The following is a 14,316-nucleotide window of genomic DNA, read 5'->3' as shown; positions in this document are numbered from 1 at the left end:
GCAAGTCATGTTTGTCGATAAGGCTAAGATATTTGTAAAAGGCGGCGACGGTGGTAATGGTCTAATCTCATTCCGACGTGAAAAATACGTTGAAAATGGTGGACCTTATGGTGGTGACGGTGGTAATGGCGGTAATTTAATCTTCCGTGTAGATGAAGGTTTAAGAACGCTTATGGATTTCCGTTATCAAAAACACTTTAAAGCTGACCGTGGTGAACGCGGTAAAGTTAAAGGAATGCACGGAGCAAGTGCAGAAGATACCATTGTACGTATTCCTCCTGGTACAACCGTTACTGACGATGATACAGGGGAAATTATTGCCGATCTTACGAGACACGGGCAACAAGTTATTATTGGTAAAGGTGGTCGTGGTGGTCGTGGTAATATGCGATTTGCGACGCCAACTAATCCAGCTCCATATATCGCGGAGAATGGTGAGACTGGTGAAGAACGCTGGGTAGTTCTTGAGATGAAGGTAATGGCAGATATTGGATTGGTTGGTTTCCCAAGCGTAGGTAAGTCAACATTGCTTTCCGTCGTTTCTGGAGCGAGACCGAAAATTGGTGCGTATCACTTTACAACAATTTCACCCAATCTAGGTGTAGTTGAAGTTGGTGACGGAAGAAGCTTTGTTATGGCTGACCTTCCTGGACTAATTGAAGGTGCTCATGAAGGAATTGGACTTGGTCATGAATTTTTACGTCATGTAGAACGTACTCGTGTTATCATTCATGTTATTGATATGTCAGCGACAGATGGTCGTGATCCATTTGATGACTGGATTAAAATTAATAATGAATTAAGTCTTTACAATGAGAAGCTAGCTGACCGTTTGCAAATTATTGCAGCTAATAAAATGGACATGCCACAATCTGCGGATAACATGGAAATTTTCTTAGAGCAATTGAAAGAGTATGACGGTGAAAAAGAGCATGTTATCGTTCCAATATCTTCATTAACTCAAGAGGGTATTAAAGATCTTCTTTATAAAGCTGCGGATGTACTTGATATTGTTGAGAAGCAACTTGCTGAAGAGCAAGCACAAGACATTGTAGCTGAAGAAGGAGAGCAACGTAAAGTGTTCAAATTCGAGCGTAAACAAGAAGCGAGCTTCAAAATTTCTCGTGAGAATGAAGATTTTGTGCTTGAAAGTGAAGCAGTGGATCGCTTTATGAAACGCTTTAATATGACGAGCTATGATGCTGTTATGAAATTTGCACGTATGTTACGTAATATGGGCGTTGATGAAGAGCTTCGTAAACGCGGGGCGAAAGATGGCGATACGGTTCGTATTGGCGAATTCTCTTTTGAATTCTTCGAAGGTTCAGATTATAATCCAAATAGCTAACGATGAAAAGGCGACTGAGGTCGTCTTTTTTTTGTACAGCCTATTGTAATTAAATCGTATATTCGATATAATGTCCACTATAAGAGAACAAATGTCTTTTCTAGGAGGACAATGATGACTACTCGATTTTTTGTCGTCCGAGAGGATATTTTGCCCGAGGCGATCATAAAGACGATTCAGGTAAAGGAAATATTGAAAAGTGGAAAAGCACATACGATCAATGAAGCAGTTGAACAAGTGGGATTGAGTAGAAGTGCTTTCTATAAATACAAAGATGGTGTGTATGCCTTAGCTGAAATGGCTAGGGAGCAAATTATTACGATAGCGATGGACTTAGAACACCGATCGGGTATATTGTCTAGCGTGCTTAGTATTATTGCTACACATGGTGGTAATTTACTTACTATGAATCAAAGTATTCCATTACAAGGCTATGCCAATGTAGTACTTTCTATAGATGTTTCTGGCTTATCAAAGGATATAGAACCATTTGTACAGTTGTTGAAGGGGCAGGCTGGGGTACGTCATGCGGCAGTAATCGGTCAGGGGTAGGTAGTTTAACAACAACCACGGTAATAAATTTAACTCTGGAGGGATATAGATGAAACCAATTAAAGTAGGACTGTTAGGTCTAGGTACTGTAGGTACTGGTGTTGTTCGTATCGTGGAAAATCACCAAGAGGATTTGCATAATCAAGTTGGAAGCTCTATCGAGATTGTAAAAATACTCGTTTCCAATGTGAACAAAGCCCGCAGTATTGAAGTTGATCGTGAAAAATTAACAGAAGACGCTTGGGAGATTGTTCGTCATCCCGAAATCGATGTAATAATCGAAGTGATGGGTGGAACGACAGATACAAAGGATTATATCGTTGAAGCACTTAATCTTGGTAAAAACGTTGTTACTGCCAATAAAGACTTAATGGCGCTATACGGAGCGGAATTATTAGAAATTGCACAACGCAATGGCTGTGATGTGTACTATGAAGCGAGTGTAGCTGGTGGAATTCCAATCATTAGAACACTTATTGATGGTTTCTCCTCAGATCGCGTTACAAAAATAATGGGTATCGTCAATGGTACAACAAACTTTATATTAACTAAAATGACGCAAGAAGGTGCATCTTATGACGATGTACTAAAAGAAGCACAAGCATTAGGTTATGCGGAAGCGGATCCTACAAGTGATGTTGAAGGACTTGATGCAGCGCGTAAAATGACGATTTTAGCGCGTCTTGGTTTCCATACAGCTGTTTCTTTGGACGATGTGTCTGTTAAAGGAATATCTTCTGTTACAAAAGATGATATTCAATATGCGAAGCAACTTGGTTATCAATTGAAATTACTAGGTATCGCTGAATGTGATGAAAATCAAGTGAGCGTATCCGTTCAGCCTACTATGGTGAGAAATTCTCATCCTATCGCGTCAGTTAACAGTGTATTCAATGCGGTGCTAGTATACGGTGAAGCTGTAGGTGAAACGATGTTCTATGGCGCAGGTGCAGGTGAAATGCCAACAGCAACATCGGTAGTTGCTGACCTTGTTGCAGTAAGTAAAAATATTAAGCTTGGTATTAGTGGTAAACGAGTAAATACAGCGTATAAACAAACGGTGCTGAAAACAGATGATCAAATTTCTTCTAAATATTTCTTGCTGCTTAAAGTTGCCGATCGTGCGGGAGTACTTGCTCGTATTACGCAGGAATTTGCTAATCATGAAGTAAGCTTAGAATCTGTATTGCAACAGCCTAATGAAAATCAAACTGATGCTGAGATTATCGTCATTACACATGATGCTAGCAAAGCCGCTATTCAAAATGTACTTTCATCATTCAATGCAATTGATGTTATTCATGAAGTGAAGAGCGTATATCGAGTAGAGGGATAAGTGTATGAACAAAATAGAAAAACAATCGGTAGTTGTGAAAATTCCAGCCAGCACTGCTAATTTGGGTCCAGGCTTTGATGCATTAGGTATGGCTTTATCATTATATGCATGGTTAGAGCTTACTGTAGCGGAGCAAACAGAGATTCATTTATATGGTGATGGTATGGAAGGTATTCCGACAGATCACAATAATTTGGTATATAAAGTAGCGCAATCGGTGTTCGCTAAGGTGGGGATACCAGAGCAAGCGCTGAAAATAAGTATGTATAGCGAGATTCCGTTAACTCGTGGCTTAGGAAGCAGTGCATCAGCAATCGTTGGTGCACTAGTAGCTGCCAATGCGTTGCTTGGAAACAAATTAACGCAGGACGAGCTATTTCATATGGCAACTGAGCTAGAAGGACACCCAGACAATGTAGGAGCGTCAATCTTTGGTGGTATTGTCATATCTTCATGGGATGAAGTAACAGCCCCATACGTGAAGCTTACACCTCCTAGTACGCTTGAAACGTTAGTCATTGTACCGGATTTTCAACTTTCAACTGAAAAAGCAAGACATGCTTTGCCAGCTCAATATAGTAAAGCTGATGTTGTCTTCAATATAGGTCGTAGCTCGCTACTTGTCGCAGCATTAGCGTCAGGTCAGCTAGAATTAATTCGCTTTGCAATGCAAGATCGCGTGCATCAGCCATATCGTGCAGCATTAATTCCTGGAATGGAATATATTTTGGAGCATGCTACAAACAAAGGTGCACTAGGAGTGGCGCTTAGTGGTGCAGGGCCTACTTTAATTGCATTTGTTGATTCACAAAGTACGAAGCAAGAGGAACTTGAACAATTTTTACTTGAGTGCATGAAGAAGGAGGGCATTACAGCTACTACGATGTGGCTATCTCCTGATATTTATGGCGCGCGAGTCATTTACGAATCTACTACGCAAGGTGAAACAATCGCGTTTATGGATTTGGTTAAAGGAGAAGGACACTAATGAACACTGTAGCCCTATTGCCAGCAGGATCAGTATCAGACGAAGCAGCCAAGTTATTTTTCAATGAGGACTCGGTGCAATGGAAGCATCATCGCATGATTGCCGATGTGTTTCGCTCAACTGTGGATAGTATTAGCAATTATAGCGTTATTCCGATAGAAAACACGATTGATGGTTCAGTAAGTTTACATTTAGATTGGCTTGTTCATGAGGTCGATCTACCTATCCAAGCGGAATGGGTATATCCTTCGAATCAAAATCTTATCGGTCGTCGTTCAGAGTTATTAACTGATTCGGGGCAGTTAGATTATTCGAAAGTAAAAAAAGTGATTAGCCATCCTGTCGCGATGTCGCAATGTCTTAACTTTATTCGCGAAAATATTCCACATGCTGCAACGGAGCATGTAAGTAGTACGGCGGAGTCAGTGAAGATCGTAGCAGATCATCCTGGTGAAGGTATTGTTGCGATTGGAACAAAGACGGCTTCCATTAATAATCAATTAGATATATTAGTGGAATCAGTAACCGATCATAATAACAACTACACGCGCTTTTTCTTAGTTGGCGATCAGCCATATACAGCTCGTGAGAGTAGTAATGTGAAAACAAGTATTCTTGTTACACTACCTGAAGATTATGCTGGTGCGTTGCATCAAGTGTTATCAGCGTTTGCGTGGAGAAGAATTAACTTATCACGAATCGAATCACGTCCGACGAAGAAAAAGCTAGGTAGTTATTATTTTTATATTGAAATTAACTTTTCGCTTGAGGAGTATTTATTACAATCTGCCTTGCAGGAAGTGGAAGCGATTGGGTGTCAGGTGAGGGTGTTAGGATGCTACCCAAGCTACAAATACGAACAACTTTTATAGGTGGTTCAAAAAGCGGACTTTGATAACGATGAGGATGCTAACGTAGCGTATTCGACATCGCATCTGAAACGAACTTGGAAAGTTAGCGTATGCTTCCGATGTATGTTTCTTGCAGAAACATTGCAGGTTCACATGTACCAATTACGTACATTTGCGCTTCCGCCTTTCTCAAGTAACGTTTCACCTGCTCGATTCTGAAAGCCCATTTTTTGAACTCTTATTGTAGTAGGTAGTTCAAAAAATTGACTTTAATAACGACGAGTATGCTAACGTAGCATATTCGACATCGCATCTGAAACGAACTTGGAAAGTTAGCGTATGCTTCCGATGTATGTTTCTTGCAGAAACATTGCAGGTTCACATGTACCAATTACGTACATTTGCGCTTCCGCCTTTCTCAAGTAACGTTTCACCTGCTCGGCTTGCGAAAGCCCATTTTTTGAACTCTTATTGTAATAGGTGGCTCAAAATCGTGGACTGTGATCACGCGGATTATGCTGACAGCCCGCGATTTTGAGCTTTCATTGGAGAAGCCTCGTGCTGGGCAATGTCCGCTCGTGTACTTGAACTGTACACGTTGCTGGGTTTTGTTTCATAGCATTTGGTTGAATGAGTACTTGAATCTTCAATTTTAAAATACGAAATAGTACAAGCCAAAGAAACCTAATGAAATTTTATTAGGTTTTTTTTGTGTGGAATTGTGACGACTGCCTAGTTTCTGCATACGATGTATAGACTGCATACGGAATAATGCCCGTATTAAGATTATCATTGTGTATAGGAGGAATATGTAGTGAAGATACACATCATTAAGCAAGGTGATACGTTATTTCATCTTGCTCAAAAATATCATGTCACTGTTGAAGAGTTATTGAATCATAATTCAAACATTAAGGATCCTTATAATCTTGAAATTGGATCCAAGCTTAGAATCCCATCTATTTCAACGTCGGTGGGAAGTGGGGGAAGTGGAGGGATGCATATGGGAATTATACATCAACATGTTGTAACACCAGGGGATACGATGTGGAAATTATCTCAAGAATGGGGAGTTTCATTAGCTGGTCTTATTGCAGTTAATAAGCATATTCATAATCCAAATGTGCTGAAAACTGGTGATGTCATTAACATACCAAAAACAGCCACAACTGCCGCTCACGATGGAATGCACCAAGCAACTCAACAGCAAGTAACTGCTCAAGCAGCATCGACGCCACCTCATTTTACTACTCCTGATGTTTCAGTATCCTTGCCTACTATTCCATCAATATTACAGCAATTATTGCCTGGGTTTCAAATGCATAAAGTAGTGTCTGGTGATACGTTATATCATATTTCAAAAAAATACGGTGTAGCACTTAATGACATTATTGCACTGAATCCTAATATTACGAATCCGAATCAATTAACTGTCGGTATGAAGGTACTAATTCCTAAAGGAGCAATGCCTCCATCAGGCATTCCAAATGTTGGCATTTCTACACAACAGAAATATATTGTACAGTCAGGCGACACGATGTGGAAGCTTGCTAATGCTTGGAATATTCCACTGAATGAACTTGTTGCAGCTAACAAGCAGCTTGCTAATCCGAATGTATTGCAGGTCGGAGAGATTATTAATATCCCAAAATCCTATTCCGTAGACTTATCTGGTCAATTTCATGCTCAGCAAGCAACAAATATGTCCGCTAATCAGAATGCAGCAAATCAACACATGATTAATCCAAAGAAAGCCAACAATCAAATGATGCCCCTGAAAAAAGCTAATAATCAAATGATGCCTACACAAGCAGCGCCGGCGAAGCAGCCAACTCCGATTCAAATATCGCCAACTATTAATGTTGCTCCAACTATAAATGTAACGAAAACTACTGCTGTACCTAAGCAGCAAGTAATAGCTGCACAAACAGTCGCCCCAATTAAGGTGAAAACAGAACCAATCACGGCAGCGAAAGCAGAGGCTGTAGTAACAAAAGTAATGCCAATCGCTAATGCAAATGCGAAGGTACAATCGGTCGTAACAAAAGTAATGCCAATCGCTAATGCGAATGCGAAAGTAGAATCAATGGCAACGAAAGTTATGCCATTATCCAATGCAAATGCGAAAGTAGAATCAATGGCAACGAAAGTTATGCCATTATCCAATGCAAATGCAAAAGTAGAATCAATGGCAACGAAAGTTATGCCATTATCCAATGCAAATGCAAAAGTAGAATCAATGGCAACGAAAGTCATGCCATTATCCAATGCAAATGCGAATGTACAATCGATGGCAACGAAAGTCGCGCCATTAGCTAATGCAAATGCGAATGTAGAATCAATGGCAACGAAAGTTATGCCATTATCCAATGCAAATGCGAATGTACAATCAATGGCAGCAAAAGTAATGCCGGTCGCAAACGCCAAAATGGCACCAATGGCAACAAAAATGATGCCAGTAGCTAATTCGAAGCTAGAGCCCATGGCAACAAAAATGATGCCAGTAGCTAATTCGAAGCTAGAGCCCATGGCAACAAAAATGATGCCAATAGCTAATTCGAAGCTAGAGCCCATGGCAACAAAAATGATGCCAATAGCTAATTCGAAGCTAGAGCCCATGGCAACAAAAATGATGCCAGTAGCTAATTCGAAGCTAGAGCCCATGGCAACAAAAATGATGCCAATAGCTAATTCGAAGCTAGAGCCCATGGCAACAAAAATGATGCCAGTAGCTAATTCGAAACTAGAGCCCATGGCAACAAAAATGATGCCGGTAGCTAACTCCAAAATGGCACCAGTCGCCAATAAAGTCTACTCTGGATATAAGCCTTTGCCTGCTGACTTGGAACAGCATCCGTATTTCCCAAATGCAGAAATGTTGCATCAGTACCAAACGCCTAACTCCGTGATCCAACCTAATATGGGGAAATTCAAGTCAATGATGAATCCGAGTTATAAAGTGCCAGTATCACCATATCCATCTTATGCACCAATGCAGTATTACAATCCATGTGGCTGCCAGGCGCCTTCAACTCAAGGGAACTGGGGGTATGTTCAACCGATGAATTACGGCAATAATATGAATCCGAACGGGGCAACAATAACAGCTCAATCAGCTATGTATCCGCCAACGCATTACGCGCCAAACACACAAAGCTACCAAAACCAAGGCTACCAGAACCAAGGCTATCAGAACCAAGGCTACCAAAATCCATGGAATACGGACTGTGGCTGTGGTGGAACGCCCCAACCATACGTTCAGGAAGCTGCGAACAAAGCTAGTAAGTTTGGTCCAGCAACAAAGGTGAAAAAAACAGGCAAAAAAGTAACCATTCAAGCGACGAAGGAGTCGCAGAAGAAACCCCAAGGCAACAAGCCTTGGCTCAACGTTTAGGAGAGGTAGATCAAAACATCCGACTGTGATCACGATGTACCTCGGAGTAGCGTAGTCGGCGTCGAATATGCCCTCCATCGAAACCCTGCGTGTGCTCGTGTGCCCAAAACGTACACTGTGCTACTCGTTTCCGCTGGAGTGCATCTTCTTGGTGCTGACAGCCAAACCGAAAAGACTTAGAACGCGATGATATATCGTTGTTCTAAGTTTTTTTGTGTTATGGGGGAAGTTAGAAAAAGAAAGACTAAAATAATATTTTATGACAACACTATACAATATGATTAAGCTTGTGCTTTCGATGTGCTTTTTGTATCGTAGAAGTCCATCAAGAAGCTACAAAAAGTTTTTGGAGGAGACAGCATGAGATATACTTCGATGTGGAAACGGATAAAGCGAAAGCTTAAGCAGAATGGTAGCATGCGTAGAAAATTGTTCCTTGCATTGCATATGAAAACTTTATTAAGTAGTCTAGTACTTCTCTGCTTCATTGCAATGAGTGTTGGAACGGTTAATGCTCAACTGCAACAAAGCTATATTGTAAATTATGCAATTGATGATCTATCTACATGGCTTAATGGCGATAAGAAAATCCAGACCATTTTACACCGTGTCTATGTATGTGGAGAGGAAATAGAGCAATTGGATCAACTGAATTATGAACAGGTTGTCATCATGGCTGAGCAAAATCCTAATTGGGAGCTAACGGTCGATCAATCTTATACCTTAATTCGTTTCGTAGAAAAAATAGATGATTTATCTCCTTATTGTAAGAAAAATGCTTTCTTTGGAATGAATAGTGAAGGCGAATTTTCATTGTTTGACGGGCTGCCATCTGAAGAAAAAATAATGAAAACATTTTTTCAACTGAATGTCCCTTACTTAGAAAGTAGTTTACCTGATCAAGAGCTCGAACATTTAATGACAGGTATTCGAATTAGAGATATTGATGAATATGACAGCGTGCTGTCCACGTATAGTGAATATAGTATGGAACGTTTTTCGCAACATGAGAATGTGATGTCAGAAGCGATAGAGCAATAGTTAAAAGATTTATCGGATTAAATGCCGATAAGTCTTTTTTTTGTAGACTATACTATTGAAAACTGAAACATTTGTTCTCATAGCAACTAACATTTGCTATAATGTACGTTAGACAAGCTTTCATAAGAAATGATAGTATTATTATTTACTGGATATGCGATTGTCTAGCAGATTATTAGAGGTGATGGAATGCGAGTGCTAGGAATTGATCCAGGGATTGCAATCGTCGGTTTTGGATTTGTTGATAAAGAAGGTCATAAATTAACTCCTGTGCAATATGGTGCAATCCAGACGGAAGCCCATACGCCACAAGCGGAGCGATTGTTACAAGTATATGAGTCAGCAGGCGCATTAATGGATAAATATAAGCCTGATACTGTTGCGATAGAGAAACTATTTTTCAATCGAAATGTTACAAATGCTTTTGCGGTAAGTGAAGCTAGAGGTGTTATTACATTAGCGGCTGCACAGCGCGGCTTATCTATTGGAGAATATACTCCACTGCAAATTAAACAGGCTGTTGTTGGCTATGGTAAAGCTGAGAAGAGACAGGTGCAAGAGATGGTGAAAATGTTATTAAAGCTTAGCGCTATTCCTAAGCCTGATGATGTAGCAGATGCATTAGCAGTGGCCATATGTCATGCGCATTCGGTAGTGTTAACACAAAAAATTAATGGGGTGAAGCATCAATGATCGATTATCTTAAGGGCCAAATTGCTTTTATTGAAGCTGATTATGCAGTAATCGAAGTAAATGATATTGGTTATCGTGTGTTTTCGCCTAATCCATATGCACTTCAAGCGATGCCGCAACCAGCAACGGTACATATTCATTACCACACTCGTGAAGATGCAACATTATTGTTTGGTTTTGAGTCGAGGCAGCAAAAGGCGTTATTCCGTAAATTGCTTGATGTTTCAGGCATTGGACCAAAGGTAGCGCTTGGTATGCTATCAGCAGGCAAGCCAGAGCAATTGGTAGCTGCTATTCAGCAAGATAATCTTACTTATCTTATGAAATTACCAGGGGTTGGTAAAAAAACAGCGCAACGTATTGTGCTTGACTTAAAGGATAAGTTAGATAGTATCGGAATCGATCTGCATGGTGGAGCGCTTAGTAGCTTTACTTTACAATATGAAGACGCTCCGCATGAAGCAATTGCTGAAGGAAGAGCGTGGAAAGAAGCGAAGGATGGTTTGAAGGCTCTAGGTTATACGGAGACAGAACTAGATCGTGCATGGCAAGTGTTACAGCATGAAGTTGCTGCGGACGAGCAGGTTGATCAATTGATGAAGAAGGCATTACAACAGCTATTTAAAGGATGACGGAAAGGGGTCAAGCTGAAATGGATGATCGTATCATATCCGCCAATCTAATGATGGAAGAACAAGCGGTGGAGCTTAGCTTGCGTCCTCGTTATTTGAATGAATATATTGGACAATCTAAAGCAAAAGAAACATTAAGTATATATATTGAAGCGGCTAAGCTACGTAAGGAAGCTTTGGATCATGTTCTACTATACGGACCACCAGGCTTAGGGAAAACGACGCTTTCTAATATTATTGCTAATGAGCTAGGTGTTAGCTTACGAATAACGTCTGGGCCTGCGATTGAACGCCCAGGTGATCTTGCTGCGCTGCTTACTAATTTACAAGAAGGCGATGTGCTATTTATTGATGAAATTCATCGGTTGCATCGTACAGTAGAAGAAGTATTGTATCCTGCAATGGAGGACTTTGCGCTTGATATTATGATTGGTAAAGGGCCAAGTGCACGCTCCGTTCGACTAGATCTCCCGCCATTTACATTGATTGGTGCAACGACAAGAGCAGGACAACTTTCTGCCCCGCTAAGAGATCGCTTTGGCGTAGTAAGTAGACTAGAATATTATAATGTAGATGAGCTAGCATTTATCGTATCGCGCACTGCTGAAATTCTTGATGTAGCTATTGTTGGTGAAGCATCCCACGAAATTGCATTACGTTCTAGAGGAACACCTCGTATCGCAAATCGATTGTTAAAGCGTGTTCGAGATTTTGCACAAGTTCGTGGTGATGGCATCATTACTTATGATATTGCTAATGCAGCGCTTGAATTGTTACAAGTAGACCCGATGGGCTTAGACCATATCGATCATAAAATGTTACATGCGATGATTAATAATTTCTCTGGTCGCCCTGTAGGCTTAGATACTATAGCTGCTACGATTGGTGAAGAATCGATAACGATTGAAGATGTTTACGAGCCATACTTAATGCAGATCGGATTTTTGCAGCGTACTCCTCGTGGGAGGGTGGCGACAGACCAGGCCTATCACCATCTAGGCATTCCCATCCCTGAGAGGTAGTTTAAAATCGCGGACTGTGATAACGATGATTGGCTAACGTAGCTTATTCGACATCGAATATGAAGCGAACTTGGAAAGTACGGTTCGCGTGTACCAATAACGTACACTTGCGCTTCCGCCTTTCTCAAGTAGCGCTCCATCTTCTCGATTCTGACAGCCCACGATTTTGAACCTCCATTTGAAGCCTCGAGCTAAACATTGCCCGCTCGTGTAACTAGTACCGTACACGTTGCTGGGTACTCCGGGGATGGTTAAAGGCTTGCCCGCTCGTGTACTAGAAACGTTCACGTTGCTGGGTAACGCTGAGGGGAGTAATTATGAACGTTTATTGAATGATAAGGAAGTGATAATAGGATGAAAATAGCTAAGCAAAGCTTAATGTTAAGTATCGTAATTACATTGTTACTATCGCTATCAGTTTCAGCGCCGACGAAGGCGGCAGTTCCGTCACTTGATCAAATTCGGGTAGCGTTGTTTGTTGATATTCCAAAAAAATACTCAAGCATAACGAAGGTGGCGACGTTATCTTCGGCTGCTGCGATGAAATTAACGGTGAAATCAGCTGCGAATTCTACAGAATGGTTAAGCTTCCCTGCTAATACTGGGCTGAGATTGGCAATGAATGATTATAAGGTTAATTTGTTTGAATCAACGGATTTCACCGCAGCACAACAAGTGTTTAAGGCTGTGAAAACTGCTGGTGGTACGCCATTTCTAACATCATTAAGTAAAAACAATAAAGTAACGTACCAAGTTCTTGAAGGTGGGTATGCTAGTAATAGCGATGCGACTACGGCAGCTACGAAGTGGAAAAGCAATGTAACACTATCTGCTCTGTTGAAGTCAGCGCCTATGGTATACGGTCCGTACGCACTTGAAAGTGGTAGCTATCCTGCTAAAGCGGATGCACAAGCTGCAGCTGCGAAATTCGGCGCTCAAGGCTTAAATACTGCTATTGGTATGAAATTAAACAGTACAGGCAAACTAGAATATTCCGTAGTTGTAGGAATGGTTGGCACGGTTGCTGAGATTGGGTTAGTAAAGGCAGCTGCTAGTAAAGTAAGTAGTTCGTTGAAAGAGCTGAAAGGTAGCGAAGATATGCTACTTTTGAGAGTTGATCATTCGGCAACAGATGCTGCAGCTTCGTCTAATGAATTATATTTATATAATCCACAGTTGACGGTATCGGTAAAAGCGGATAAAGAAGGTCTAATTAAAGTAATAGAGCGTAGTGAGCGATCTTATCGCGGTACTATGGAGTTAGGTTCGTTAAACAACGCTATGTATGTCGTGAATGAATTGCCATTTGAGCAATATTTATATTCCGTAGTTGCGATTGAAATGTATCCGTCATGGCCACTAGAAGCATTGAAATCACAAGCAGTTGCTGCACGTACTTATGCGTTATATTCAGGTATGGGCTTTGTTGTAGCTCATGTCGTTGATACGACGACGAGTCAAGCATACTATGGTGCTAACTCTGAATCTGCCAATACGACGAAGGCAGTTGATGAGACGAAAGGTGAAGTTATTACTTATAATGGTAAATTAATCGAAACATTATATTCTGCAAATGCAGGGGGAGTAACAGCCGATGCCAAAGAAATTTGGAATAATGAGGTTGCTTACTTGAAAAGTGTTTCTAGCCCCGATGCGATCGCAGAAAAAGGCTTGAATTATTGGTATCGTGTTGTACTACCGAATGGAAAAGTAGGATATATTCGCGATGACTTAGTTGAAAATACAGGTAAGACCAATGAAGCGGGTAAACCAATTTTATTATCTAATACAGATGCGACAAATATTCGTCGTAATCCACTTGTGCAAGCGGAGATTCCAGCCGTCACTCAAATTAATAGTGGGGTACAATTAATTGCACTTGAGAAGGTTATCCAATCCAATTCAATGAACTGGCGTAGAGGACCATATAGTAGCACTGAAATAGCTACAGCGATTAATGCGAAGTTGCCTAATACGGTATCTGGCAATATTTCTTCTTTTACTGTTAGTAAAGTAGGGGTATCCGGTCGAGCATTAGAGGTGTCGGTTAATGGGAAGACCTTACCAATAGCTAAACCAATTGATTTCCGAGCAGTTTTAGGAGTAGGTGGTTCGCTGCAAAGTACATTATTCAGCATTGAAGAGACTGGGAAAATAGTTATTCTCGGTGCTAATCAAAACGGTCGCACGAAAACAGATGGTGCGAAAACATTGCAAGTTATTGGCGCTAATGGAAATACTGCAACGGTAAGTGGAGAGTATATGTATGTACTTGATGGTAGTGGTAATGTACGAGCTGCTACTTATGAGGCAGGCTATCAATATGATGGAACAGGCAATGGGCATGGTGTTGGGATGTCTCAATATGGTGCATATAGTCTTGCTGAACAAGGGTATGACTATCGATATATATTGAAATACTATTATACAGGTACAACTGTTACTAAGGATGAATAGAC

Annotated in this window: 11 protein-coding genes; all 11 read left to right on the top strand. The window is 40.8% G+C overall.

The window, feature by feature from the left end; all coding sequences use genetic code 11:
• Window positions 1–7 precede the first annotated feature (7 nt).
• The 11 genes from obgE (at window position 8) to AC1TO5_RS03955 (ending at window position 14,314) form a co-directional block, all read left to right on the top strand.
• Window positions 8–1,348, top strand: coding sequence for a GTPase ObgE (obgE, locus tag AC1TO5_RS04005; protein WP_482061480.1), 1,341 nt, complete (start codon window positions 8–10; stop codon window positions 1,346–1,348).
• 114 nt (window positions 1,349–1,462) lie between these two features.
• On the top strand, window positions 1,463–1,900 hold the full coding sequence (locus AC1TO5_RS04000; RefSeq protein ID WP_482061818.1) for an ACT domain-containing protein: 438 nt from the start codon (window positions 1,463–1,465) through the stop codon (window positions 1,898–1,900).
• 49 nt (window positions 1,901–1,949) lie between these two features.
• The gene (locus AC1TO5_RS03995; protein WP_482061479.1) at window positions 1,950–3,236 is read left to right on the top strand and encodes a homoserine dehydrogenase; all 1,287 of its coding nucleotides are present in this window, start codon (window positions 1,950–1,952) and stop codon (window positions 3,234–3,236) included.
• A gap of 4 nt (window positions 3,237–3,240) precedes the next feature.
• The gene (gene thrB, locus AC1TO5_RS03990; RefSeq protein ID WP_482061478.1) at window positions 3,241–4,224 is read left to right on the top strand and encodes a homoserine kinase; all 984 of its coding nucleotides are present in this window, start codon (window positions 3,241–3,243) and stop codon (window positions 4,222–4,224) included.
• On the top strand, window positions 4,224–5,096 hold the full coding sequence (gene pheA / locus AC1TO5_RS03985) for a prephenate dehydratase (RefSeq protein ID WP_482061477.1): 873 nt from the start codon (window positions 4,224–4,226) through the stop codon (window positions 5,094–5,096). Before thrB ends, pheA begins: the two co-directional genes overlap by 1 nt.
• 793 nt (window positions 5,097–5,889) lie before the next feature.
• Window positions 5,890–8,469, top strand: coding sequence for a LysM peptidoglycan-binding domain-containing protein (locus tag AC1TO5_RS03980; protein WP_482061476.1), 2,580 nt, complete (start codon window positions 5,890–5,892; stop codon window positions 8,467–8,469).
• A 360-nt stretch (window positions 8,470–8,829) separates the two neighbouring features.
• A complete protein-coding gene (locus AC1TO5_RS03975) occupies window positions 8,830–9,510 on the top strand; it encodes a BofC C-terminal domain-containing protein (protein ID WP_482061475.1) in 681 nt (226 codons plus the stop codon).
• Between the two features lie 189 nt (window positions 9,511–9,699).
• Window positions 9,700–10,203, top strand: coding sequence for a crossover junction endodeoxyribonuclease RuvC (gene ruvC / locus AC1TO5_RS03970; protein WP_482061474.1), 504 nt, complete (start codon window positions 9,700–9,702; stop codon window positions 10,201–10,203).
• Window positions 10,200–10,835 carry a Holliday junction branch migration protein RuvA gene (gene ruvA / locus AC1TO5_RS03965; protein WP_482061473.1) on the top strand — a complete coding sequence of 212 codons (636 nt, stop codon included), beginning with the start codon at window positions 10,200–10,202 and terminating at the stop codon, window positions 10,833–10,835. Before ruvC ends, ruvA begins: the two co-directional genes overlap by 4 nt.
• A 20-nt stretch (window positions 10,836–10,855) precedes the next feature.
• On the top strand, window positions 10,856–11,857 hold the full coding sequence (gene ruvB / locus AC1TO5_RS03960) for a Holliday junction branch migration DNA helicase RuvB (RefSeq protein WP_482061472.1): 1,002 nt from the start codon (window positions 10,856–10,858) through the stop codon (window positions 11,855–11,857).
• 354 nt (window positions 11,858–12,211) lie between these two features.
• On the top strand, window positions 12,212–14,314 hold the full coding sequence (locus AC1TO5_RS03955; RefSeq protein ID WP_482061471.1) for a SpoIID/LytB domain-containing protein: 2,103 nt from the start codon (window positions 12,212–12,214) through the stop codon (window positions 14,312–14,314).
• The last annotated feature ends 2 nt before the right edge of the window (window positions 14,315–14,316 follow it).

Source organism: Paenibacillus sp. Y930 (assembly GCF_056786375.1).
The sequence above is the reverse complement of the archived record's forward strand: the minus strand, read 5'-3'. Positions and strand labels throughout refer to the sequence as shown.